The organism is Arachnia rubra, from assembly GCF_019973735.1.
GTDB classification, from domain to species: Bacteria; Actinomycetota; Actinomycetes; order Propionibacteriales; family Propionibacteriaceae; genus Arachnia; species Arachnia rubra.
In genome coordinates this window covers 716,140-741,733 of record NZ_AP024463.1, presented here as the reverse complement: position 1 = coordinate 741,733, position 25,594 = coordinate 716,140, and the positions used below count along the sequence as shown (strand labels likewise).

General features: G+C 65.2%; 17 protein-coding genes and 2 pseudogenes. 6 read left to right on the top strand and 13 right to left on the bottom strand.

Going from position 1 to position 25,594, the window contains the following annotated elements; genetic code table 11:
- Window positions 1-107 precede the first annotated feature (107 nt).
- Window positions 108-908, bottom strand: a complete 801-nt coding sequence (locus SK1NUM_RS03235) for a DUF5979 domain-containing protein (RefSeq protein ID WP_212325314.1) — start codon at window positions 906-908, stop codon at window positions 108-110.
- 24 nt (window positions 909-932) lie between these two features.
- Between SK1NUM_RS03235 and SK1NUM_RS03230 the strand changes: the two are divergent.
- Window positions 933-2,487 (top strand): annotated as a pseudogene (locus tag SK1NUM_RS03230) (IS1634 family transposase).
- Here the strand turns inward: SK1NUM_RS03230 and SK1NUM_RS03225 are convergent.
- From SK1NUM_RS03225 to SK1NUM_RS03215, 3 genes are all read right to left on the bottom strand, one after another.
- Window positions 2,386-3,357, bottom strand: coding sequence for an Ig-like domain-containing protein (locus SK1NUM_RS03225; protein WP_212325305.1), 972 nt, complete (start codon window positions 3,355-3,357; stop codon window positions 2,386-2,388). The pseudogene SK1NUM_RS03230 and the gene SK1NUM_RS03225 sit on opposite strands and share 102 nt — an antisense overlap.
- A 157-nt stretch (window positions 3,358-3,514) precedes the next feature.
- Entirely contained in the window at window positions 3,515-3,970 is a 456-nt protein-coding gene (locus SK1NUM_RS03220; protein ID WP_212325303.1) for a hypothetical protein, read from the bottom strand.
- A 457-nt stretch (window positions 3,971-4,427) separates the two neighbouring features.
- On the bottom strand, window positions 4,428-6,833 hold the full coding sequence (locus SK1NUM_RS03215) for a DUF5979 domain-containing protein (RefSeq protein ID WP_212325300.1): 2,406 nt from the start codon (window positions 6,831-6,833) through the stop codon (window positions 4,428-4,430).
- A gap of 604 nt (window positions 6,834-7,437) precedes the next feature.
- On the opposite strand from SK1NUM_RS03215, the gene SK1NUM_RS03210 reads away from it, so the two are divergent.
- Complete coding sequence (locus SK1NUM_RS03210; RefSeq protein ID WP_212325299.1) at window positions 7,438-8,451, top strand: LLM class flavin-dependent oxidoreductase; 1,014 nt, start codon at window positions 7,438-7,440, stop codon at window positions 8,449-8,451.
- Between the two features lie 80 nt (window positions 8,452-8,531).
- Here the strand turns inward: SK1NUM_RS03210 and SK1NUM_RS03205 are convergent, their stop codons facing one another.
- Both SK1NUM_RS03205 and SK1NUM_RS03200 read right to left on the bottom strand, forming a co-directional pair.
- The gene (locus SK1NUM_RS03205; protein ID WP_223927765.1) at window positions 8,532-9,485 is read right to left on the bottom strand and encodes an alpha/beta hydrolase; all 954 of its coding nucleotides are present in this window, start codon (window positions 9,483-9,485) and stop codon (window positions 8,532-8,534) included.
- Window positions 9,486-9,497: 12 nt separating this feature from the next.
- A complete protein-coding gene (locus tag SK1NUM_RS03200) occupies window positions 9,498-9,716 on the bottom strand; it encodes a DUF3073 domain-containing protein (protein ID WP_212325297.1) in 219 nt (72 codons plus the stop codon).
- Window positions 9,717-9,868: 152 nt separating this feature from the next.
- Here SK1NUM_RS03200 and SK1NUM_RS03195 point away from each other — a divergent pair, with 152 nt between their 5' ends.
- Window positions 9,869-12,076: an NADP-dependent isocitrate dehydrogenase gene (locus SK1NUM_RS03195; RefSeq protein ID WP_212325295.1), complete on the top strand. Its 2,208-nt coding sequence runs from the start codon at window positions 9,869-9,871 to the stop codon at window positions 12,074-12,076.
- A 159-nt stretch (window positions 12,077-12,235) separates the two neighbouring features.
- Here the strand turns inward: SK1NUM_RS03195 and SK1NUM_RS03190 are convergent, their stop codons facing one another.
- Entirely contained in the window at window positions 12,236-12,868 is a 633-nt protein-coding gene (locus SK1NUM_RS03190) for a TetR/AcrR family transcriptional regulator C-terminal domain-containing protein (protein WP_212325293.1), read from the bottom strand.
- A 74-nt stretch (window positions 12,869-12,942) separates the two neighbouring features.
- Between SK1NUM_RS03190 and SK1NUM_RS03185 the strand changes: the two genes are divergently transcribed.
- A complete protein-coding gene (locus SK1NUM_RS03185; RefSeq protein ID WP_212325291.1) occupies window positions 12,943-14,523 on the top strand; it encodes an MFS transporter in 1,581 nt (526 codons plus the stop codon).
- Window positions 14,524-14,532: 9 nt separating this feature from the next.
- Here SK1NUM_RS03185 and purM read toward each other — a convergent pair whose 3' ends face one another.
- The 6 genes and pseudogenes from purM to SK1NUM_RS03155 form a co-directional block, all read right to left on the bottom strand.
- The gene (purM, locus tag SK1NUM_RS03180; protein WP_212325289.1) at window positions 14,533-15,573 is read right to left on the bottom strand and encodes a phosphoribosylformylglycinamidine cyclo-ligase; all 1,041 of its coding nucleotides are present in this window, start codon (window positions 15,571-15,573) and stop codon (window positions 14,533-14,535) included.
- A gap of 140 nt (window positions 15,574-15,713) precedes the next feature.
- Window positions 15,714-17,198: pseudogene (purF, locus tag SK1NUM_RS03175) on the bottom strand (amidophosphoribosyltransferase); the annotation flags it as partial.
- 397 nt (window positions 17,199-17,595) lie between these two features.
- Complete coding sequence (locus SK1NUM_RS03170; protein ID WP_212325287.1) at window positions 17,596-18,918, bottom strand: dipeptidase; 1,323 nt, start codon at window positions 18,916-18,918, stop codon at window positions 17,596-17,598.
- A 21-nt stretch (window positions 18,919-18,939) separates the two neighbouring features.
- Entirely contained in the window at window positions 18,940-19,806 is an 867-nt protein-coding gene (locus tag SK1NUM_RS03165; RefSeq protein ID WP_212325285.1) for a sugar ABC transporter permease, read from the bottom strand.
- A complete protein-coding gene (locus SK1NUM_RS03160; protein ID WP_212325284.1) occupies window positions 19,806-21,377 on the bottom strand; it encodes an ABC transporter permease subunit in 1,572 nt (523 codons plus the stop codon). Before SK1NUM_RS03160 ends, SK1NUM_RS03165 begins: the two co-directional genes overlap by 1 nt.
- Window positions 21,378-21,438: 61 nt before the next feature.
- Complete coding sequence (locus tag SK1NUM_RS03155; RefSeq protein ID WP_212325282.1) at window positions 21,439-22,650, bottom strand: sugar ABC transporter substrate-binding protein; 1,212 nt, start codon at window positions 22,648-22,650, stop codon at window positions 21,439-21,441.
- A 297-nt stretch (window positions 22,651-22,947) separates the two neighbouring features.
- Between SK1NUM_RS03155 and SK1NUM_RS03150 the strand changes: the two genes are divergently transcribed.
- Complete coding sequence (locus SK1NUM_RS03150) at window positions 22,948-23,931, top strand: LacI family DNA-binding transcriptional regulator (protein WP_212325280.1); 984 nt, start codon at window positions 22,948-22,950, stop codon at window positions 23,929-23,931.
- The gene (locus SK1NUM_RS03145) at window positions 23,928-25,541 is read left to right on the top strand and encodes a glycoside hydrolase family 13 protein (RefSeq protein ID WP_212325279.1); all 1,614 of its coding nucleotides are present in this window, start codon (window positions 23,928-23,930) and stop codon (window positions 25,539-25,541) included. Before SK1NUM_RS03150 ends, SK1NUM_RS03145 begins: the two co-directional genes overlap by 4 nt.
- Window positions 25,542-25,594 lie beyond the last annotated feature (53 nt).

Below are 25,594 nucleotides of genomic sequence, written 5' to 3'. Positions count from 1 at the left end.
CGGGATGGGCGCTCAGGAGAAGCCGGCGCGGAAAGCAAGAAACCGTGGACCCGGTGTCGCCGGGCCCACGGTCAGTGGTCATGCCTGCTGAAGGTATCAGCGCCGTATCAGCGGCCGGTCTTCGGTAGGGTTGGCCTCACCGGTTTCCCGCTGGGCGCCGGGTCAGCAGGATCCGATGCCGGCGGGGTGGCCGCTGACGGAGTCGGAATGGCTGACGGACTCGGGGCGGCCACCGAGGGCGTCGGCGAAGGGGCCGGCGTTGGCGAAGGGGTCGGCGTGGTCTGCGGGTCACTGGCCTTGGCATAGGTGTTTACGAATGCGACCTCTGTCGCCTGGCCTGCGACGATGGTCACGTCTTTCGAGGCCTCACCGGACCATACGTAGCCCTCACGCTGCTGGCCGGACTCAGCGACGGTGCAGGTGGTGCCCTCACGGAACTGCTTGTCCACAATGACCGCGCCGCCCTTGGCGGAGGCCTCCACAGCCCCGGACTGCCCATCGGTGCATGTGTAGTCGAAGGTGTAGGTCTTGTCCGCCACCAGATCGGCGTCATCACCCGCCACCGACTTGCTCACCTTGAAGCCGCCGAATCCGTCGCGGTACTGGACGGTGCCGCTGAACGACTCCATGAATTTCCGGGATCCGCTGACCGTCTTGTCCAGCCCGACGAAGGTGGCGGAGTTCTCGTAAGTCGTGGCCTTGTCGATGGTCTTGCCACCGGCAAAGGTGGTCTGCAGGCGGAAGTGGTACTCGCAGCCCGCCCGCCATTTCCCGGTGCCCGTGATGGTGACGTTGTGGTCCCGCTCGACCTTCAGGTCATACCTGACTTGTCGCAGTTGAGGTTGGGTTGGTGTCTGTGGATTGTGTTGGTGCTTGTCAGGGCGTTTTGGGTGTGTCGTGTGGGTCACTAATCGGGGGGTAGGATCTGGTAGGTGAGCCCGTTTCTGCGGAAGGTGAAGACCGCTTCCGGGGCGACAGCTGTGCAGATCGTGGTCAAGGAAGGCCGCAAAAACCGGATCATCGAGCATCTCGGGTCTGCCCATGACGAGGCCGGGCTGGCTGTGTTGATGGCCGCTGGCCGGGCCAAGCTGGTCCCACCAGATCAGCAGATGCTGGACTTCAGCGCAGCGACACCCACGCAGCCTGCGGTGGTCACTGGGAGCAGTTCCGCTTTGCTGGTTGAGGTGGTCTGGGCTACTTGGAAGGCGTTGGGTTTCGACGTGGTCGGTGATGAGGCGTTCTTCCAGCTCGTGCTGGCCCGCCTGGTCGAGCCGACATCGATGCTGGACAGTGCCCGGGTCTTGACCGAGCTCGGGATTGTTCCGGTGCACCGGGCGACGATGCACCGCTGTCTGGCCAGGATCGCAAGGCGGGGTTACCGAGACCAGTTGGCTGCGGCTTGTTACGGCCACGCCACCAGAGACGGAGACGTGACACTAGTGATGTATGACGTGACGACCCTGCATTTCGAGGTCGAGCACGAAGACAAGCTCCGCAAGGTCGGATACAGCAAGGAACGCCGCGTCGATCCGCAAATCATCGTCGGGCTTCTCGTAGACCGCCATGGGTTCCCGCTGGAGATCGGCTCCTGGGAAGGCAACAAAACCGAAACCCACACCATCATCCCGATCATCAACCAGTTCACGACCCGACACCAGCTCGGCGAAGTGGTGGTGGTCGCCGACGCCGGCATGCTGTCGATGACCAACCTCCAAACACTTCACGAGGCGGGATTGGGGTTCATTGTCGGGTCCCGCCCGGTCAAAGCCCCGGGTGACCTCGCCAAACATTTCCGCTGGCATAGGGGACGCGTTCACTGACGGACAACTGATCGACACGATCACCCCTAGGGATAAAACCACCAGGGCCCAGACAGCCAACCCCATTACGGAACGGGCCGAACCGGTTTGGGATCCAATCCGGTATCCGCATTCGTGGCGGGCTGTATGGCACTACAGCCACAAACGTGCACTCCACGACCGTAGAACCCTCACCGCGCAGGAGAACAAGGCCCGGGCCGTCGTGGCCGGCGAGAAGACCGCCCGCAACCCACGGTTCGTGACCACCAGCAAAGGCACCGCTGTCCTCAACGAGGAAGCGCTGACCCGAGCGAAACAACTGGTCGGGTTGAAAGGCTACGTCACCAACATTCCCATAACCGCCATGCCAGGACAGGAAGTGATCGACGCCTACCACGACCTATGGAACATCGAACAATCATTCCGGATGTCCAAACACGACCTCAAAGCCAGGCCAATCTTCCACCACCAAGCCGAAGCGATCGAAGCCCACCTCACCATCGTGTTCACCGCTCTTGCCATCGCCCGCCAGCTCCAAACCACCACCGGCATCAGCATCAAACGACTGATTCGAACCCTACGACCCCTACGCCAAGTCACCATCCAAATCGCCGGTCAAACCATCACCGCCCAACCCCACATAACCCCCGACACCACAGCAATAATCGAGAAAATCCTGGGTCACTAAACTGCGACAACTCAGGTCAGAGGCGAAACCGTCCACGCTTTTACCTGCGGAGTCGGCGACGGTGCGCGTCGCGTATCCCCGCGGATCGCTTGGGTCCGGACAATACTCCAGCAGGCTGGAGGCACTCTTCTTGGGGCTGACGAACAGGACTCCGGGGGTGAGGTTGTCGGCGATCTCGACTGGCTTGCCGGCCGCGTAGTTCGCATTCGCCCAGTCGCCTGGGACGTTGATAATCCAGTTGATCGCCGTCGAGGTCGAGGAGACACCCTCGGAGTATTTCGCGGGCTCTTTGCGGGCCTGCCAACGGCTGGCGGGACGTTTGATGATCGGCTTCCCATAGGGCAGCGGGACGGGGGTCACCTTGCCGTTGAAATCAATGCCGACGGAGTTCTCGGTGGTGGTGTCAGCGATGTACAAGTTTGCCTTGAGGGTGCCTTTGACATCGACCTTGTCCTTGATGGCGTCATTGAACACGCAGGTGATCCGGGGACCCTCTGCGGGATTCGCCAGTGCGCATTCACCGGCCGCGGTTCCCTCGCCATTGAGCAGCGGCTTCTTGACGTCCACATCGCGCAGTTTCAGGGCTTTCGGCAGGGTTACCGTGAAGGAGTCTCCGGGCTGGGGATTGGCTTTGGTGGCGTCATAGTTGACGCTGAATTCCAGATAGTCATGGACCCACACATTGTCGCGCTTCAGCGGCCTCCCGTCGGAGTAGGTGTGTTTCAGCGTGGCATCGGCAAAGGCAATACCGCCATTCACATCAGCCGCGGCCGGAGCACCTCCGTCCACAACAAAACCAGCGACAGCCATCAGCAGCGCCGTCGCCACCGCGCCCACACGCCGTGCGGACACATTCGAGAATAGTCTCATCAGCCCCTCCCGAGGTCTTTCAACGGGCCTGAGCCGCAGCCCAGGCCACCGATGCGTTTGCACGGCGAAGATAGCCTCAGACAGTAACTTACGGCCGCTTGGCTACCACTTTTAGTTAACTGCGGAGTATGGCTTCCCGAAAAGTCACCGGCCATCATCATCCCGGCTGGAACATGGCTCTGGGCCCAAGGAGGCGGTCCTCCTCAGGCCCAGAGCGAGGGCTACCGGCAGTCAGCAGCCGTGACGACCGAACCATCCGGGGAGCGGTATTCCAGCGGCTTGACGGCGTTGCGCTGGGCGTTGCCGAAGTCGCGGCTGTCGAAGGTGTCCGGCAGCCCGTTGGTGAACGAGCCCCCTGCTTTGGGCTGGCCTTGGTGGCGTCATACTCCACGCCCAGGTAGAAGTAGTCGTCTACGGTCAGCTGCCGCCCAGGCGCCGGAACCTGGTCACCCGTTTCCGTCACATGGGCGAGTGTGGCGGAGGTGAATTTGATGTTCTGGCTCTCCTTAGCATGGGCCGGTGAGTCCGACGCGGCAAACAGCGCCGAGGCGGCCAGCATCACCATGGCGAGGCCTGCCGCGGCACGCCTGAGCACCGATGGCTTATAGATCATGAATAGCTTTTCCTGGCTTCATCGCCAGGATGCGAAAAAACCTTCTGGGGAAGCATTACCGGCCGCTTGGCCGATAGGCCATCTCACCTCAGGGGAAGACCACGGAGAGGCTATAGCTCACATTTAACAAAATCTAAATGTTTATCTGATTTTCAGGCCCATGCGGCGGGGGTTTGGCTTATTCAGGACAGCAGGTTTTGTTTTAACGGGGCTATAACATCGCTTTCTAGCCATTATTTAATTAGGAGCATCTATAGTTAATGTCGCACTCTTCGATAAGCGTTCTGAAATGCAGTTCAGTACCCACGCTCCGGGCTGGGAAAGCAGTCAATCCCGGTGATTGAGATTCTCACAGGAAACTCTCAATCACGAGAAAGCGCGAAGTCCTTGGGACGAGTCAGAGAACTCGTCCCAAGGACTTCGTGGCAGCCCGTGCCTGGTCAGGAACCAGCCTGTGTCATCCTCCGGTCTTCGGCAGGCCGGGCTTGAGGAACCTGGGGGAACCGCCTGCCTGGCTGGGCGATGCCGTCGGATCACTCGTGGGCACCAGCGTCGGAGCAGACTGCGACGGCAGGGACGTCGCAGACGGCACTGGAGCGGGTGTCGGCACCGGCAGTGTGGGAGACGGCGTCTGCGTCAGTGACGGTGTGGGCACAGACGTAGGCGTGAGGGTAGGTGATGGGGTCAGCGTCGGCGGCGGCGTGGGAATCGGCGTCAGCGTGGGAGACGGGGACGGCGTCGATGTGGGATCAGGCGTAGGAGCCGGAGACAACGTCGGCGTCGGATCAGGGAGTTTGGTGTAGGTGTTGGTCACCGTGATGATCTGAGTGGCGCCTTCCTGGATGCTGACTGTCTCGCCAAGGCTGACGTCAAGCTGGTAGCCAGTACGATCGGCGGGATCCTCACCGGTCACCTTGCACGTGGTGCCGGGTGCGAAGCGGCCGATCTCGGTTGGCGCGGTCGCTGTGACCTGCACCTTGCCCTCCCGGGGGACCGCATCACCAGCAGAGCTCCACCCATCTGAGTCGCACGAATATGTGACGGCAAAGGCATCAGCACCGCTGGAGCCGTTGCCGGCAACAACCTTGGCGATGGCCAGCTGGCCCGTCTTGCGGGTGAACTCGTTGATGAATTCTGCCTCCGCGGTGACACCGGCGGCGATGGTCACCTCCTGAGCTGCGGGAGTCTCAAGGTTGTGCTGGGCATGCTGCGTCGGCTGCTCCTGGATTGTGCAGCGCACCCCGTCACGCAACGAGACGCCGGAGGGAACCAGTCCGTCTGCCTCGGATGCCTGGAGGCTTCCCTTTGTGCCGTCAGTGCATTCATAGGTGAAGTCGAATCTGGTGTCACGGAAGGCGGCGGCGTCATCACCGGTGACCACCTTCCTGACGGCAAAGCTACCGCCCTCAACTGCCGTGTTGTTCAGGGAGACTGGCATCGCAGCCTGGTCGACGATCGTGAAACTGGCCTGCTGGCCGTCCGCGCTGATCGCTACCCGCTTGTCCTTGGAGGAGAAGACCGGCTGACCCCAGGCGATGCCTGGGGAAGATGGGCTGGCGGAGGCGACATCCTCAGTGAGCGTGACGAGGGTGCCGGCTGGGAATGTGGGGAAGAAAGGCGTCGTCGACCCGGCGGTCACCGTCAGTTTCGTGGGATTCTCCGCAGGTGCGTCCCATCCTGGGTAGTCGGCTGCAGTCTTGCCGTCAGGCAGCGTGTAGGCGACGGCGACATCGAACTTCTGGTTTCGCACCGGCAGGACATCACCGGACATGGTCTTGCTCACCTCGAAACCGCCGAAACCCTCTCGATAATTGACGATGGCTTTGAAGGACTCAAAATAGCTGCGAGACCCATTCGCCTTCTGGCCGGGGACCTCCACATAGGTAGCGGAATTGCGATATTCATACCCCGGGATGATCGTCGTGTCGCCGGTAAACGGGGTGGTGAATTCAACCCGGTAGTTCCTCTCGAACGAGAATGGGCCGGTCAACGCGAAGGTAACCTCTTTGCCATCGTAGGAGGGAACGACCTTGAATCCGTCCACCTCACCTGTGCCATCTCCCTTAGCGACGACGCGGTCAAGCGGCCTTCCAGTGACGGGATCGCCGTAGGTCTCAACCACTTGGATAGTTTTGTCCGCAGGGATTTCCATTCCGGCCTGGATCAGATCTTTGATGGTGATCGGCCCACCATTCGGATAGTACTTCTGCAACCAGGCGCCGCCGAAATTGATTCGCCAGTTGATGGCCTTGGAGTTCACACCGACGCCAGTGGAGCCTTTGGTTGTCTGGTTGCTGGGGGTGAAGGGCCTGGCCGGAGCCGTGATGATGTCCTCACCCCACGGATGGGCGACGACATAATCCTTCCCGTTGATGACCACGGTGCTGCTGGTGCCGGTAGCGGCGTTCCGGGCGACGAGCTGAGCCCTGAGGCTGCCCTTGAGGTCCGTCCTGCCACGGATCTCCTCATTGAAGGTGCAGGTGATCGCGCGTTCTTCGATCTTGCAGTCCCCCACCTGGACTCCACCAACCGTCAAGGGCTTGATCACAGTCCGCTGCCAGTTGCCGCCATCACGATTGATGAAGGCAGCCGGAAGCTGGATCGTGAATGTCTGGCCAGGCTGGGGATCGGCGGCGGTGGCGTCGAAGGAGATATCCAGATAGAAGTAGTCGCCGGTGATGAGCTGCCGTCCCGGCGAGGGGACCGGAGTGCCGTCCTCCAGCACATGGGTGAGCGTGATGGGATTGAAGACGATGTTGGTGTTTTCCTCGGCCCGGGCCTCAGCATTTCCGTAGAACAACCAAGACGACAGGGCGACGACAACAGCGACGCACCACCGAGACGCTAGACGTACAACAGGCATAGAACCCCCCAGCTTTCGTTTTCGCGACTCAAGATAGATGACCGGCGGCAAAGATTCCATTCTCGACGGGAAAAGGCGAAGGAATGAACTTTGGTTCATTCACCTACATGAATGCACCAAAGACATATCACAGAGACACCAGCTCAGGACTTCTCTCAGGCCAACTGGGATTCAGGAGTTAACACCATGGGTCCTGAGTACACTCCCCCTGGAAATCCGCGGGAACAGCAAACAGAACAGTAAGGCAGTGAGCCATACACACAGCCGCATCGTCCACCGCACCCCTTCACCCCGGGGCCGGTAATCAATTCAAGGAGATGAATAATCACTACCACGGCCAGGGTGTTCTCGGCAGTCAAGCTGGCCGGCGAATCCGGGGACTGGAGGTATCCCCAGCAGAAAACCTGCCTGGCTCCGATCGCACGCCTCCCGCGGAACACGCTCCGCCTAGCCGCTCATGAAGAGAGCCGACCAGCCCAGACAGACCGGCTCCAGGCACGGCGTACCCCATGGGACCGCTATTCCCAGGCATTGGGACGCCTGCCGCGGATCTGCCCGCCCAGGATGCGGGAATACCCAGTCCCCCAACCGCGTTAGTTGAACCATGAAGAAGATTGGTTTCCTGTCCTTCGGGCACTACCGCGATGTGCCGGGCGCCCGGGTCCGCACCGCAGGCGACTCGCTGCGCCAGAGCATCGAGCTGGCCGTGGCCGCCGAACAGGCCGGGATGGATGGTGCCTGGTTCCGCGTCCACCACTTCGACCGGTCCCTCGGAGCACCGACGGCGCTGCTCGCCGCCGCCGGAGCCCGCACATCGACGATCGACCTCGGCACCGGCGTCGTCGATATGCGCTACGAGAACCCCCTCGTCATGGCCGAGAACATCGCCTCAGCCGACCTCATCAGCGAGGGCCGCGTGCAGCTGGGCGTGAGCCGGGGATCGCCAGAGCCGGCAATCGATGGCCAGGCCGCCTTCGGCCTGGACAAGCAGCCCGGTGAGCGCTGGGACGAGGTCGCCCGCGGGCGGGCCGAGCGGTTCCGGCAGGCTGTCTCTGGGGTCCCGATGGCGCATTCGCAGCGCGCCGCGACGCTCGACGGGCCGGCCGACCTCGTGGTCGAGCCCCAGTCACCAGGGCTTGACGGGCGCATCTGGTGGGGCGCGGGCACCATCGCGACGGGTGAGTGGGCCGCGGAGGAGGGCTACCACCTGCTCAGCTCGACGTTGCTCCTGGGCGATGACGGACGGCCCTTCCACGTCCAGCAGGCCGAACAGATCAGGCGCTACCGGGACCGCTATGCTGCCTCCGGTCGCACGACCGGGGGGCTGGCTGCGGTGACCCGGCCGGTGTTCCTCATCACCAATGACGACGACCGCCGCTATTTCGCCGCCCAGGATGAGCGAGGCGATGGCCGCGGCATCCTGGACAATGCGAAGGCCGTCTCCGGACCGACGATCGCAGGATCGCTGGACCACGTCGCCGACCGCCTGTCCGCAGACGAAGCGGCATCAGAGGCCGACTATGTGCTGTTCGCGCTGCCCAGCCAGCTTGGTGTCGAGTACAACACACACCTGTTCGAGAACTTCGTTGCCCTGGCCCGCGCCCTGGGCTGGAAGTGAGACCGGGCAGCCAGACGCTGGGGCCTGCTGACTGAGCAGGCCCCAGCTCAATGCGGCCGATCGCAGCCTGGCGAATACGGTCAGGCGTAGGCGTCCAGCCAGCGGCGGACCTCGTCGAGGAAGCGTTCGCGCGGCTCTTCCTCCGACAGCACCAGATCATGCTTGCCGCGCTCGATGCGGATCAGGGTGACGTGGCGGCCGAGCTGCGGTGCGCGTGCCGCGAGGGCATCGACGTCGAGGACGAGGTCTGCGCGGTGCATGTCGTCGTTCCAGGTACGGGAGAAGTCGCTGCGGGTGCTGATGAGCATCAAGACCGGCACGTCGATGCCGAGGCCCGCTGCCACCGCGGCATGGCCGCGCATCACCGCCGACAGCCACCCGACCCGCGGCAGGAACGCAGGATCTCCCTTGAGGTTGGGGTTGTAGTCCCACTGGCCATCCTCGTCGGCGGAGATGGAACGAAGGTAGAAGCCTGGGTCGGGCAGGACCACGGCGCGGGTGGGAGACAACGTCCCCACCGCACTGAAGGCCGCTGCCAGCGCTGGACGCCAGGCCTGGAGGCTCTGCAGCTCCAGCCACGGCGAGTTCAGCACGACGACGTCCGCCACCCCTGGACGGGCGTGGACGTACAGCGACACTGCCAGTCCGCCGGTCGAATGGCCCATGAGGACCAGGCTCTCATATCCCTCGGCACGGATTACCTCGACGGCGGCGTCCAGTTCCTGGTAATACTCGGTGAAGTCCGCGGTGTAACCAGCCAGCTGCCCTTGCCGCAGCGACCTGCCGTAGCGGCGCAGATCGAGTGCGTAGAAGTCATACCCCCACCCCGCGAAGGCATCGGCCAGGTGGGTTTGGAAGAAGTAGTCGCTCCAGCCGTGGACATACAGCACCGCGCTCCGTGATGTCGGTTCGGAGCGACGGACCAGCGTCGCGACGACCTCATGCTCCGGTTCGCCTGGGTACACCCCGGCCTCGGGCAGCGGGATGTCCAGCTGCTGGTAGCCCGGCAGCTGGACATCCGAAACCCAGGTCACAGCCAGCCGATTTCAGCGACGCGGGTAGTCGCCCTCATCGTTGTAGTCGTCATCGGTGTTGTACTGCTCCGCGAGGTCTGCGTACGCGTCAGGGATGTCGGTGGTCTCCTGGGACTCATACTTCTCGCCTCGGAGCTCTCGCTCCAAGGACGCGAAATTGGTGTCCACCGAGCGGTACTTCAACTCGCGGGCCACCTTCGTCTGCTTCGCCTTTGCCCGGCCGCGCCCCATATGGGTCGACCCCCTCGTTCAATCATCGCGGACTTGCCGCGGAATCTGTCAGTAACTTCGTGCCTCCGAGACTACCGGAGTAAGTCAACATGCTCAAAGCTACCGCCCGGGTAGGCTGGCTGAACCATGGCCACGAGCTCTGAGGAGACCTGATGGGAAAGATCATCTACACCCTCACGGACGAGGCACCTCGGCTTGCCACCTACTCCCTGCTTCCCGTGCTCCAGGCCTACGGGCGCCTGGCCGGCGTCGAGGTCGAGACCCGCGACATCTCCCTGGCAGCCCGGATCCTGGCCCGCTTCTCCGACCAACTACCCGGGAATAAGCGGTTTTCAGACGCGCTTGAGGAGCTCGGCGAGCTGACCCAAGACCCTGAGGCCAACATCATCAAGCTGCCGAACATCTCCGCCTCGGTGCCGCAGCTAAAAGCCGCCATCGCAGAGCTCCAGGCCAAGGGATTCGGCATTCCCGGCTACCCGGAAGAACCCGCCAGTCCCGCGGAGCAGAGGACACGCCACCGGTACGACCAGGTCACAGGCTCTGCCGTAAACCCCGTACTACGCCAGGGCAACTCCGACCGCCGCGCGCCTGCATCCGTCAAAGGCTACGCGAGAAGCAACCCGCACCGGATGGGAGCCTGGTCGCCGGACTCAAGGACCCGGGTCGCAACCATGACCTCAGACGACTTCCACCACAACGAACGGTCGGTCGTTCTGGCGGCCGAGGACACTCTCACTATCCGGCACGTCGCACCGGATGACACTATGACGGTCCTGAGGGACCGCGTGAGGGTGCTGCCTGGGGAGGTCGTGGATGCCACCGTCATGCGCGCCGCGGCCCTGGACGCTTTCCTGGCTGAGCAGGTCGCGGCAGCGAGGCGGGAAGGCCTGCTATTCTCCGTCCACCTAAAGGCGACGATGATGAAGGTCTCGGACCCGGTCATCTTCGGGCATGTCGTCAAGACCTTCATCGCGCCCGTCCTCGAACGCCATGGCGGCGTCCTGGCCGCGGCAGGGCTCTCCCCCGACGACGGCCTGGCCACGATCTTCACCGGCTTGGAGCAGCTCAGCGACGGTGCCGCCATTCGCGCTGAGATCGAAGCCGCCCTGGCCGGCGGGCCGGCGCTGGCCATGGTCGACTCCAGCCGGGGCATCACCAACCTGCATGTTCCCTCCGACGTCATCGTCGATGCCTCCATGCCCGCCATGATCCGCAATTCCGGCCACATGTGGGGACCTGACGGAGCCGAGGCCGACACCCTCGCCGTGCTGCCCGACTCCTCCTACGCCGGGGTCTACCAGGTGATCATCGACGACTGCCGGGCGAACGGCGCCTACGATCCCCGCACCATGGGCACCGTCCCCAACGTCGGGCTGATGGCGCAGCAGGCCGAGGAGTACGGCTCCCACGACAAGACCTTCCTGATCGAGGCCGACGGCCGTGTCGAGGTCCTGAACTCCGCGGGCGACGTGCTGCTGAGCCATGACGTAGCCGCAGGCGACATCTGGCGCGCCTGCCAGACCAAGGACGCCGCCATCCGCGACTGGGTGAAACTCGCTGTGAACCGGGCGCGGGCGACAGGCTGGCCGGCGGTCTTCTGGCTGGAGGAGACCCGCGCCCACGACCAGAACCTGCGCCTGAAGGTGCAGGCCTACCTGGCCGAGCAGGACACAGACGGTCTGGACATTCGGATCCTCTCCCCCGGTGAGGCGGCCCGCTTCACCGTCGAGCGCGTCCGGCGGGGTGAGAACACCATCTCGGTCACTGGCAATGTCCTGCGCGACTACCTGACCGACCTGTTCCCCATCCTGGAGCTGGGGACGTCGGCCAAGATGCTGTCGGTGGTGCCGCTGATGGCGGGCGGGAGCCTGTTCGAGACCGGCGCGGGCGGCTCCGCGCCCAAGCACGTGCAGCAGCTCGTGGCAGAGAACTACCTGCGCTGGGATTCGCTCGGTGAGTTCCTGGCACTGGCCGCCTCGCTGGAGCACCTGGCGGGAAGGGGCAATCCGAGGGCTGCCGTGCTGGCCACGGCCCTGGACCGCGCGAACGGGCGCTTCCTGGCCGAGGACAAGTCACCGACCCGGCAGCTCGGCGGCACCGACAACCGCGGGTCGCACTACTGGCTGGCCCGGTTCTGGGCAGAGGAGCTGGCAGCGCAGCACGACGACCCAGACCTGGCCAGGGCCTTCGCCCCCATAGCAAGGACCCTGGCCGACGCGGAGGAGACCATCACCTCGGAGCTGATCGCGGTGCAGGGATCCCCCGTCGACCTGGGCGGCTACTACCTGCCGGATGACGCCCTGGCGACGGCGGTGATGCGGCCGTCCGCCACCTTCAACGCGGTGATCGACGGGATCTAGAGAGCCAGCGGCGGGAAGCCCCGGCCGTGGCCCCGGGATGATCACAGCGAGATGATCTTGACGGTCCTCGCCCAGTGAGATTCGCGCTTGCTGAAGCAGCGAGACCCGGCTCCGCCCAAAGGCCACCGCAGCTCACTGCCGAAGCCGTCTGCGGTCTGCCTACCGGCTGGGCTGGGGTGTGAAACCCGCGATGAAGGCGTCGATGGCCAGGGCGAAGCGACGGGCATCGTCACCGGCCCCGGCACCAATGCCCTGGTCGACCACGGCTGCGAGGACGGGGTGACGCTGCGGGTCAATGGCCTCCGGCGCGGTGGGGGCCAGGGCATGCTCGTTGAGAGTGTGGGCCATGACGAAGGCGGTGATGCTGTTCACCACGTCCACAGCCACCGGCAGTGGCAGGCCCTTGCTGGTGAGGGAGGCGAGGATGCTGTTCACGACGTCGAGGGACGCGGTTGTGCGCGCTGAGCGGCCCAGCATGATGGGCAGCGCATTGGGATGCCGCAGGAGCACGACGCGTAGCTCGCCGGCGAGGCCGCGGATGTAGTCCTGCCAAGTGACCGCCGGCTCGTCGGCGGGCAGGGCAGCCTCGCTCAGCACCTCGTCCCACACCCCGTCTAGGAGCGCGTCCTTGTTGGGGAAGTAGTGATAGATGGACATCGGCTCCACGCCCACCCACCGCGCGAGCTTACGCAGGGTCAGGGCCTGCAGGCCCTCCTGATCGACGATGGCGAGGGCCTGCGCCGCGAGCTGCCCCGCGCTGAGTCCCGCCGCGTGGCCCGGTTGACGTCCCATGTTGTCCCTCCTAGTTATACGTTGTATGTTTTAGATCATTCCATAACTTACAAAGTATGTTTGAGGAGTTTCGCATGTCACTCTCCGCACAGGGCCCCGGCTGGGACCCCGAGACCGGACATCCACGGCGCTGGTTGATCCTGGCCGCCCTGGGGCTGGCCACGTTCATCGTGCAGGTCGACTTGTCCGGGCTGTATCTGGCGCTGCCGCACCTCCAGGCGGAGCTGGAGGCATCGCCCCAGCAGCTGCAGTGGGTCGTGGACGCCTACTCACTGGCCCTGGCCGGTGTGGTCCTGACCGCGGGGGCGCTCTCGGACCGGCTGGGCCGGCGGCGGGTGTTCCTGGCGGGACTGGTTGTGTTCGCGACCGCGTCCGCCGTGGGGGCGATGGGCCAGCACATGGATCTCGTGATCGCGGCCCGGGCGGCGATGGGGCTGGGAGGGGCGATGTTCATGCCCGGCACCCTGTCCATCCTCACCCAGGTGTTCCCCCCGTCGTCCAGAGCGCAGGCCATCGGCATCTGGGGCGGAACCTCCTCGCTGGGTGTCATCGTGGGTCCCCTCGTGGGAGGCGCTGCCCTCCAAGTCTTCGACTGGCGAGCGATCTTCTGGCTGAACGTGGCTGTGGCCCTGGCGGCTTTCCTCGCCTCCATGATCCTGGTGCCCGAGTCGCGTGATCCCCACCCGCGGCGCGTGGATCTTCCCGCCGCGCTCCTGTCCTCAGCCGGGCTGCTGGGCATCACCTATGGCATCATCTCCTCCTCCGAAAACGGACTGTGGACGGTCCCCACGCTGGGCTCGATCATCGCCGGAGGCATCGTGCTCGTGTGGTTCTGGCTGCACAGCATCCGCCACCCAGACGGCATGTTCGACGTCGCGGTCGCCCGTACCCGCAGCTTCCAGGGGGCTTCGATCGCGGCAGCCGGGGTGATGTTCACCATGGCAGGACTGCAATTCGTGATCACCCAGAAGCTACAGCTCTCCCTGGGGTACGGCACTTTCCTGGCCGGGTTGGCCATCCTGCCGATGGCAGCGGCGGCGGTGGTGTCCTCCGCCCTGGCCCCAGTACTGGCAGCGCGCATCACGTCCCGGGCAACGATGACCGGGGGTATGGTCCTGGTGGCTGCGGCAGGCGCTGCGTACGGGCTGATGCAAAACCTCGACGGCTACCTGCCGGTCCTGGCCTGCCTGATTCTGATCGGGCTGGGCATGGGTTTTGTCATGGTGCCAGCGCAGGACGTGCTGATGAGCAGTGGTCCCCGCACCCGCTCTGGCCTCATCTCGTCCATGAACGACACCGTCCAGGAGGTGGGCACCGCCTTGGGGATCGCCGTCGTCGGGGCGGTCCTCAATCTCTCGTACACACACGCTCTCCGGACGGTTGCGCCCGATGCGCCCGGTGGCTCACTCTCCGAGACCCTCGGCGAGACGGCCGACCCCGCGCTCCAACACGACGCCCTGGAGGCCTTCGCCACCGCCTCACGGCAAACTGGACTGGTCGCTGCGGGCGTCGCGCTCTTCGTGGCAGTCCTGATCGCCACGCGCCTAGGCCGGGTCGGCCCGGGGCAGCCGGAAGACGAGACTGGAGAACCCGAAGACGAGACCGGGGGGTCGGAGAGCGAGAAGAACGAACCGGCAGCCGACCGCACCCCATGAACCGCGGACTCAGGTCAGCAGAGCTGAGCCGGGGCCGTCGGCGGTAACGATCTCCCCCAGGACCCAGCCCGCGACGCCGCGCCCGGCCAGCACCCGCAAGGCGGCGTCGGCCTGCTCCTGGGGCAGCACCACCACCATGCCGACGCCCATGTTGAGCGTAGCTTCGAGGTCGGCGCCGGAGATGCCCCCGGTCTCCTGCACCAACGTGAAGATCGCCGGGGGCGTCCACGAAGAGCGGCTCAGGCGGGCCTGCATGCCACCTGGGATCACCCGGGCCAGGTTGTTGGCCAGTCCGCCGCCGGTGATATGGCTGAGGGCATGGCACTGGACCTCGCGGATCAGCGCCAGGACGTCGAGGGCATAGACCTTGGTGGGTTCCAGGAGCTCCTCGCCGAGGGTGCGGCCCAGCTCATCGACGTGACGGTCCAGGGACCATCCGGCCTGTTCCAGGAGCACGCGGCGCACCAGCGAATAGCCGTTGGAGTGCAGGCCCGACGATGCCATGGCCACGACGGCGTCGCCCACCTCGACCCGGTGAGCCCCCAGGATCCCGTCCCTCTCGACGACGCCGGTGGTGGCACCCGCGACGTCGTACTCGTCGGGGCCCAGCAGGCCCGGGTGCTCGGCGGTCTCCCCGCCGACGAGGGAGCAGCCAGCGGCAACGCAGGCGTCCGCGATACCGGAGACGATAGCCGCGATCCGCTCGGGAACCACCTTGCCGCAGGCGATGTAGTCGGTGACGAACAACGGCTCCGCGCCCGTGACCACGAGGTCGTCGACGAGCATGCCGACCAGGTCAGAGCCGATGGTGTCGTGGCGGTCGAGGGCCTGTGCGATGGCGACCTTGGTGCCCACACCGTCGGTGGAGGTGGCCAGCACCGGGTGGGCATAGCCTTTCAGAGCTGAGGCGTCGAAGAACCCGGCGAATCCCCCCAGGCCGCCTAGCACCTCGGGCCGGTGGGTGCGGGCAACGGAGGCTTTCATGAGTTCGACGGCCCGGTCGCCGGCCTCGATGTCGACTCCAGCGGCGGCATACGCAGACTTGTTCATTTCTCCTCCAGATTGACAGATCCCGCCGGCAGGGACCGGCCGGCTCGCGACGCCCGGTCATGGTCCCGGCCGGATTGACCGCCGCTGGAACACCCTCCGGGGCGCTCTCCCCTACCGCCTCGGCACGCCGGCGCTTGGGCATCACTCGCCTGGTCATCGTCGCAGCCTGCAGAGTCTCCCAGAAGCTCGGCTCGGCCCTCAGGGACCTTGATCGGGTAGCGGCCGTCGAAGCAGGCACGGCACAGGCTGGCGGCAGGACGTCCGGTGGCCTCGGTCAGGGCGTCGAGGGAGATGTAGCCCAGGGAGTCAGCTCCCAGCGACCGGCAGATCTCGCCGACGGCCAAGCCGGGTGCGATCAGCTCCGCGCGGGTGGCGAAGTCGATGCCGTAGAAACACGGCCACTCGACCGGTGGGGAGGAGATGCGCACGTGAACCTCCCTCGCTCCGGCCTCGCGGAGCATACGCACCAGGGCGCGCTGGGTGTTGCCGCGGACGATGGAGTCGTCGACCACCACGAGCCGCTTGCCCGCTATGACCTCCTTGAGCGGGTTCAGCTTCAGCCGGATGCCGAGCTGGCGGATGGTCTGGCTGGGCTGGATGAAGGTGCGGCCCACATAGGCGTTCTTGACCAGGCCGAGGCCGAATGGGATGCCGGAGGCCTCCGCGTAGCCGACAGCGGACGGGGTCCCGGAGTCGGGGGTGGGGATGACCAGGTCCGCGTCGACGGGGTGTTCGCGAGCCAGGATCCGGCCGATCTCCACGCGGGTGGCGTGGACGCTGCGACCTGCGATGGTGGTGTCGGGCCGGGCCAGGTAGACATATTCGAAGAGGCAGCCCTTGGGCTTGGCGTCGGCGAATCGCTGGCTGCGCAGCCCGGCGCCGTCGATGGCGATGAACTCGCCGGGCTCGATCTCACGCACGAAACTGGCGCCGACGATGTCAAGGGCGGCGGTCTCCGAGGCGACCACCCAGCCACTGGCGAGCCGCCCTAGGACGAGCGGCCTGACACCCTGCGGGTCGCGGGCTGCGAACAGCGTCGTCTCGTTCATGAAGGTCAGGCAGAAGGCCCCCTGGAGCCGGGGCAGCACCTTCATGGCGACCTGCTCGATGGGGTCATCGCCGAAAGCTGACATCAGGGCGGTCACCAGGGAGGTGTCGTTGGTGGAGTCCATGGTCTTCTTCTCGGGCACCCGCAGGCCGGGGTCGAGTTCGCCAAGCCACCGCTCAAGTTCGTGGGTGTTGGTGAGGTTGCCGTTGTGGGCCAGCGCTAGTCCTCCGCTGTGCGTGGCCCGGAATGTCGGCTGGGCGTTGTGCCACACGGACGCTCCGGTGGTGGAGTAGCGGGTGTGGCCGATGCCGAGGCGGCCGCGCAAGGAGGTGAGGGTCACCTCGTCGAACACCTGGGAGACCAGCCCCATGTCCTTGAAGACGGTGATCCTCTCCCCGGTGGAAACGGCGATGCCGGCGGACTCCTGCCCGCGATGCTGCAGCGCGAAGAGTCCATAGAAGGTCAGCTGGGCCACGTCCTCGGATGGAGCGAACACCCCGAAGACGCCGCAGGCATCCTTCGGTCCGTGGTCGATGGGGTCGAGATCGAGCGAGAGTCGGCCATCAGGTCGGAGCACGGCCTCAGCCTATCGCCTACCTGCAGATCACCACCGTTGAACACCACGACGACAAGATCTCCGGGCACGGGATCAAGGGCCCACCCAGCGCAGACCACCGTGCCAATCACTCACCTCTGGAAGAAAAGCTGATCCTCTTGCAGCGCCCCGGGGGGCTTCCCTCTAGGGTGAACACCTGTCGGCGGTTCCGGCCCTATCCCCGGCGGCCCTACAAGAGGGTCAACTCATCTTTCAGAATACATCTGTGCCCTACCTTGCACGATCCATCGCCCGTTCCGGCTTGCACCTTCAAGTGCCCAACGACCTCCGCCTGCCTGTTCGTCAGCGGATACCTGGATTGGAACGGCGGGTCTGGAGGTCGGACGCCAATGTCGCGTCTGGAGCGGTCTGTCGAGTGTCAGGCCAGGTTGTGCAGGAATAGCGTCTCCGCCAGGGCTGCTTTGGCCAGGTCGCCCAGGTCCAGGGACTCGTCGATGCCGTGCATCCGGGAGTTCGGGTCGGTGACAGCGGTCACGAGCACCATCGCATCCGGATTGCGGTCTGCGAACTCAGCGACGATCGGGATGGAGCCGCCACAGCCCATCTCCACCGGATCGACGCCGAAAGCCTCGCGGAACGCCGCCTTCGCCGCCTCGGCGCGGTCCCCAAGAGAGATGGCGCTGGGCGCGCCCATCTGGCCCCGCGACACCTCCACCCGCGCTCCCCAGGGGGCGTGCTTCAGCAGGTGAGCCTCCAGCGCATCGGACGCCGCGACCGGGTCCTGCCCGGGCGCGAGCCGGACGCTGACCTTCGCCCGGGCTGAGGGGATCAGGGTGTTCGAGGCCTGCGCTACGGGAGTGGCGTCAATGGCAAGCACAGAGCAAGCGGGCTTGAACCACATGCGCTGGACGACCGGGCCGTCGCCGATCTGCGAGACGCCATCCAGCAGTCCCGTCTCTTCCTTGAGCCGGTCCAGGGGATAGTCCAGGTCGGGTGCCGTTCCCTGGTGAAGCCCCTCGATGGCGACGTTCCCCGCCTCGTCGTGGAGAGTGGCCAGCAGGCGGCAGAGCGCGGTCAGCGCATCCGGCACCACTCCCCCAAACTGGCCGGAGTGCAAGCCCTGTTCTAGGGTGGATACGGTGACCTTGCAGTCGGCGACCCCCCTGAGCGACGTGGTGAACGACGGTTTCCCGACCTCCCAGTTGACGGAGTCGGTGACGACATAGACGTCGGCGGACAGCTCGTCGCGATAGCGGTCGAGCAGCGTCGGCATGGTCGGCGAACCGACCTCCTCCTCACCCTCGATGAACACCTTCACCCCGACGGGCGGTTTGCCGTCGAAGACGCGCAACGCCGCCAGGTGGACGGCGATGCCGCCCTTGTCATCAGCCGAGCCCCGGGCATACAGCCGGCCGTCACGTTCCGTCGGCTCGAAAGCCGGCGAGGTCCAGGCAGCGGCATCGCCGATGGGCTGGACGTCGTAGTGGGCGTACAGCAGCACCGTCGGCGTCCCCTCCGGTCCGGGGAAATGCGCCCATACGGCCGGCTTGCCGCCGCCGTCGAGGAACTTGACCTCCGCCGCACCGAGGTCCCGGAACAGGCCTGCCACAGTGTCCCGGCAGGCCGTAACGTCGCCGTCGTGTTCCGGCATCGACGAGATGGACGGGATGGAGATGAGCTTGTGCAGATCAGCGATGGCAGAGGGCAGCACCCTCTCGATGTTCCAGGCGAGATTGGTCATGGAGCTCACTCTATTGGGTACTCATCCCTTGACGGCACCCGCAGTCAGTCCGGCGACGATGTACCTCTGCAGGTACATGAACAGCAGGATGATCGGGATAGCCGCCACCACCGCCCCCGCCGCGAACAGCGACCACGGTGCGTTGCGTTCATCGGAAGCCCACACATACATGCCGACAGCCAGGGTGTAGTCCTCGGGCCGCTGCAGCACGATCCTGGCCAGGATGAACTCGCCATAGCTGCTAACGAACGACAGCAGGCCCACGACCACGAGGATCGGGGTGACTAGCCGCATGATGACCCCCCAGAAGATCTGGGCGTGGGTGGCGCCGTCAATCCGGGCCGCCTCGTCCAGCTCTCTCGGGATGGTGTTGAAGAACCCGTAGATCAGGAACGTGTTGCCACCCAGCGCCCCGCCCAGGTAGACGGCGATCAGCCCGAGAGCCGAGTTGAGTCCCAGCACCGGGTAGACGTCGCGCAGCATCAGCAGCAGCAGGAAGATCGCGACGAAGGCCAGCATCTGCGGGAACATCTGGATGAGCATCAGGGTCGTGAGGCCGCCTCGGCGTCCCGTGAACCGGTAGCGGCTGAACGCGTAGGCCGCCGACGCGGCCATCAGTACCGTCCCGATCGCGGTCGCGGTGCTGACCACGAACGACTGCAACATCCAGCGCGGGAAGTTGGTGCCGAACAGTGTGGCGTAGTTCTCCAGTGAGACGTTGCGGAACAGTTCGCTGGAACCGCTGATCGTGCCCCCGGGGTTGAGCGAGGCCGACAGCACGTAGAGCAGTGGGAAGATGCAGTAGAGCATCAGGATCACCGCGAGGATGTGTTTCCAGCCCACTTCCTTCCACCAGCGGGCGCCCTTGAGGGTGACGTTGTCGTTCATCACATGATCTCCTCGAGCTTGCGGGTCTGCCGGAATCCGAGCCAGGCGATTACCCCGACCACCACGAAGATGAGCAGGGACAACGCCGAGGCCAGGCCGTACTGCTTGCCTCCCGACTCGAAGGCGATGGAGTAGACCATCGAGATCAGGATGTCGGTCTCACCGATCAGCACCGGGGCACCGGAATAGTTCGGGCCGCCGCCGGTGAGCATGTAGATCAACGAGAAGTTGTTGAAGTTGAACGCGAAACTGGCTATCAGCAGCGGCGCGAGGGAGACCATGAGAATCGGCAGCGTGACGCTGCGGAACCTCCGCCACGCTCCCGCCCCGTCCATGATGGCCGCTTCGGTCAGCTCACCCGGGATGGCCTGCAGGGCACCGGTGCTGACCAGGAACATGTACGGGAATCCGAGCCACAGGTTGACCCCCAGGATTGCGAGTTTCGCCAGGTTCCCGTCGGACAGCCACGCGATGTCGGCCCCACCCAGGAGCTGGTTGATGATCCCGAACTCCCGGTTGAGCATGCCCTTCCAGGTCAGCGCCGCCAGGAACGCGGGGAAGGCGTAGGGCAGCAGGAAGATCGCGCGGTAGAAGGTGCGTCCCCTGACTCGTTTGTCGTTGTAGATCACGGCGAGGGCAAGCCCGAGCGCGAATGTGGTGAGCACGGACAGGATCGCGAAGGCGAAGGTCCAGGCCATGATGCTGAGGAATGGTCCTGTCAGCCGCGAGTCGTTGAAGACCTCGGTGAAGTTCTTGGTCCCGACGAACACCCGCCAGCCCGGGGTAAGCTGCGACCCGTCGCTGGCGACGAAGGCTCCCACGGACTCGTCGGCGTGGTAGACCTTCCCTTCGGGATCGGTGAAGGTATCGGCCGCGGCGTCGTAGGTCAACGCCGACTTCGCGACATAGGCGAAGGACGCGTTGTCGGTGCGCAACCAGCCCTGGGTGGGGTCGTCACTGAGGTTGACGCGCAACTCCAGCACATCCTTCTGCCGTGCCTGCACGTCGGCCGGCGACAGCACATTCCACCCGGGCACCTCCGTCACCCTGGTGCCGGCGACAACCGCTCCCTGCACCTCAGCGAGAGGAGTGTTCTGGGTTCCGGCCTCGGCGTGGCCGTCGCGCACCACCGCGAATCCCAGTTCGCCGTCCTTCTCGACGACGGTCACGGGATAGGTTGAGGTGCCCTCGACCCTGCGGTCAGAGGCCTTGAGGATCTGGGTGATGGCAGCTTGCTTGGAGTCGTTGTGGCCGTCGCCGTAGTTGGTGAACGCCACCCAGGCGGTGGAACCCATCACGTAAACCTGGTAGACGAGCAGGAAAACCAGGCCGGGCAGCAGGTACTTCGCGGGGATCGCCCGCTTGGAGAAGTAGACGTAGTCGGCGACGAGAAGCGTCACAGCGAGGAACCCCAGCACGAGCCATTGCTGCCGGGGAACCGAAACCATGATGCCGTACAGCCCGAAGGCGTTGATCAGGGCCATCAGAACCAGCTTCGCGTAGAAGCCGGGGCGTGTGTAGTCGCGGGCGTGGGACAACCGCGGCTCTGCAGAGTCGGTTTTCTCTGTCATGTCTCTTTTCCGAACCGGGAACCGTGCGGGGGCCCGGGCAGCCCCCCGCACGGAACACCGATCAGCCCTTGGCGAGCGCGTCCTCGACGTTGGCGATCATCTGCTGCCAGGTGGTCACGGGATCCTCCCCGCGGAGGATGCTGAGTTCAGCGGAACCCCAGTGGCTCCAGACCGCGTCCATGCCGGTGATGGCGGGCAGGGACTGGCCGCTCTCACCGGCGGCCTCGAAGCCCTTGAGGACCGGGTCGGTGACGGCCGCCGCGGCGGACTTCAGCGCGGGCAGGCGCCCACCCTTTTCCTGCAGGATCTTCTGCGCCTCGTCACCGGCCATGTAGTCGAGGAACTGGTTGGCCAGCAGCGCGTTCTTGGAGTACGACGACAGGTAGACGCCCTGCACCCCGACGAACGGGGCGGACGGCTGACCGCCCGCGGAGGGCACGGGCAGCACCGAGATGTCGAGCCCGGCCTTGGTGAACTCGCCGGTCCACCAGGGCCCGGTGATGATGTAGGGGGACTTGCCGTCGAGGAAGGCCTGCTTGGCCTGATCCCCACCGATGGACTCGGACAGCACGCCCTCGTTGGTGAGCTTCTTGATGTAGGCGGCGAACTTCTCGCCCGCCTCGCCCTTCATGCCGATCTCAGTGGTGTCGGGCTTGAACAGCGGGGCACCGAAGGAGCTCTGCACCGGGTACAGGTGGTAGGCGTCGCCCTTGTCGCCCTGCTGGATCAGCACGGGGTGATCCGGGGTGAGCTGCTTGCCCTGGGCGATGAGCTCGTCGAAGGTGGCCGGGGTCTCCTTGGCGAGGGCATTGTTGCGCACCAGGGCAATGTTCTCGACCGCGTAGGGAACGCCGTAGAGGGTCCCTTCGCTGGTGAAGGCCTTCCTGGCCGCATCGGAGAAACCGTCCGCCTTGTCGCCGAGCTCAACGGGCGCAACAACGCCGTTCTTGACGAGGCTGCCGACCCAGTCATTCGCACCGACAATCAGATCGGGGCCGGCCCCGGAGGGAGCCTGGGCGATGAAATCCGTCCGGACGTCTTCGGTCGGTTTCTGCACCACCTCCAGTTTGACCCCAGTGGCCTTCTGGAAGGACTCGCCAATGGCGTTGAAGCCCTCGATGCGGGTCTCGTCAGCCCAGAGGGTGAGGGTCCCGGAGGCCTTCGCTGAGTCGGAGGAGCCGGCGGAGGTGTTGTTGCCACTGCTCGGCGAACCGCAAGCCGTCAGGGCGAAAGCCAGTCCAGTGGCTGCGAGAGCAAGCAGGCTCTTACGCATGTGGTTCTCCTGTTCCAGGCCGGCTTCGGTGCCGGCCCTGTCTGCTGCCGAAACGCTAACAAAAACGCTGCATGTTTTCAGCAAATTTTAGAAATTTTCTGGGCACAATTTGATAACGTTCTTTCAAGGTTCTGCCGGCAGGGGACACCGGTCAGGGAAGCGAAGCCCAAGCACCACACTGGCAAGGCCTCGGCAGGAAGACACTCTGGGCTGTGTTTCAACGAGGATCCCACGTCAGCGTGACACATGGACGTCGCGGGCCCAGGGAATGTCAAGGCTTAGCCAATGGAGGTATGGATGAGCACACGTCCGCGTATGTCAGACCTGGCCGAAAGCGCCGGAGTCTCCATCTCAACGGTCTCCCGGGTGCTCAACGGCAAACCCGGGATCCGGGAGGACACCCGCCAGGCTGTGCTGCAGGCGATGACCGATCTCGGCTACAGTCGTGAAAAATTGCAGCAACGCAGCGGAGTGATCGGGTTAGTCGTCCCAGAGCTGTCAAATCCCTCCTTCCCTGCCTTCGCAGAGCGCCTGGATGCGATTTTCCAGACCGGTCACCGCACGGTGATCACGGCCGCCGGGCCGTCAGGCACCAATGAGGCCACCTGCATCATTACCCTCCTGGACCTGGGGGTGGACGGAGTGATCTCCATCTCCGGCGCCGCAGCCGACACCGAGGCCGACCTCGCACCGTATCTGCGGCTGGCAGAGGCGGGTGTGCCGACGGTGTTCATCAACGGTCACACCACCCAGCTGGACTCCGTATTCGTGAACTGCTCCGACGCGGAGGCCGTCACCGCGTCCGTCACGCACCTGAGGTCGCTGGGGCATGAACGCATCGGACTGGCAGTCGGCCCGGCCCGTTTCCTGCCCACCCAGCGCAAGTCGTCGGCCTTCCTGGGCCTGGGATTCAGCCAGGACAGCATCGAGCGGACGATCTTCACCGCGGAGGGCGGACGGGTGGCGGCGGGTAAACTCCTGGATGCTGGACACACCGCCATCATCTGCGGCTCCGACCTGATGGCACTCGGCGTCATCCGCGAGGCCCACTCCCGCGGCATGAGGGTCCCCGGCGACCTGTCGGTCATCGGCTTCGACGACTCCCCGCTGATGGCGTTCACCGATCCCCCGCTGACCACCGTGCGCCAGCCCGTCCAGGCCATGTGCGAGGCGGCCGTCTCGGGGCTGGTGCGGGCAATGGACGGCAACACCCCCGACGGTACGGAACTGGTTTTCCGGCCCGACCTGATCATCCGTCAATCGACAGGACCCAGAACATGACAGACAACCACGAGTGGTGGCGCTCCGCCGTCATCTACCAGATATATCCCCGCTCCTTCGCCGACAGCGACGGCGACGGCTACGGGGACCTGCCGGGCGTGATCTCGAAACTGCCCTACCTCAAGGAACTGGGCGTGGACGCGGTGTGGCTGAGCCCGTTCTACCGCTCCCCCATGGCCGACGCCGGCTACGACGTCGCCGACTACCGTCAGGTCGATCCGCTGTTCGGGGCCACTGCCGACGCCCACCGGCTGATCGAGGAGGCCCACGCGCTGGGCCTGCGGGTGGTCATCGACCTGGTGCCGAACCACACCTCGGACGCCCACGAATGGTTCCAGGCCGCGATCGCGGCCGAACCCGGCGCCCCGGAGCGGCAGCGCTACCTGATCCGCGACGGCAGTGGCCCCAGCGGTGAGCTGCCGCCGAACAACTGGCGGTCGCTGTTCGGCGGCGAGGGGTGGTCGCGGCTGCAGCGTCCGGACGGAACTCCTGAGCAGTGGTACCTGCACCTGTTCGACACCCACCAGCCTGACCTCGACTGGAACACCGAGGCCGTCCGGGAGGGCTTCGACGACATCCTGCGGCACTGGCTCGACCTGGGGGTGGACGGCTTCCGGGTGGACGTCGCACACTCGCTGATCAAGGCCAACGGCCTGCCTGATGAGGACGCGACGATCGACAGGAGCTACTTCAACCTGGGACCGATGTGGGACCAGGATGGTGTGCACGACATCTACCGCCGCTGGCGCAAGGTGCTGGAGGAGTACGACGGCGACCGGGTCCTGGTGGCCGAGGCCTGGGTCCCGGATCCGGAACGCCTGGCCCGTTACGTCCGGTCCGATGAGATGCACCAGGCGTTCAACTTCGACTTCCTGACCTCGGCGTGGGACGCAGCCAGTTACCGCAAGGTGATCACAGAGACGATGGCCGCCAACGCTGCCGTCGGCGCACCTACCACCTGGGTACTGAGCAACCACGACGTGGTGCGCCACGCCACCCGCCTGGCCCGCGAGGATCCCTCCGACACCGGGGGCATCGCCGCCACCGACCCGCAGCCCGATGCTGCCCTGGGGTTGCGGCGAGCCCGCGCGGCGACGCTCATGATGCTGGCGCTGCCCGGGTCGGCATACCTGTATCAGGGCGAGGAGCTGGGGCTGCCGGAGCACACCGCCGTCCCGGACCACCTGCGCCAGGACCCGATCTGGTTCCGCTCGGGGCATCAGGAGGTGGGACGGGACGGCTGCCGCATCCCCATGCCGTGGGTGGCGGATGCGCCCGGCGCGGGTTTCTCCCCGAACGGGCAGACCTGGCTGCCCCAGCCAGACTCCTACGCGGCCCTGGCCGCCGACCAGCAGGTCGGGGTGCCGGGGTCGACCTGGACGATGTACCACGACGCCCTGCGGCTGCGCCGCGAATCCAGACTGGGCGCAGGCGAGCTGGCCTGGGTGAATGCGGGCAAGGACGTCGTCGCCTTCGACAACGGACCGGTGCGGGTGCTGGTCAACGTGGCAGGAGTCCCGGTCCCGCTTCCGGATGGCGAAGTGCTGCTGGCGAGCACTGACGTCGCCGATGTGCTCCCGGCTGATGCCGCGGTCTGGCTCCGTCGCTGAGACGTGGGACGCGAAAGGCCCGGCTCAGGTGAAAACCTGAGCCGGGCCTGTTG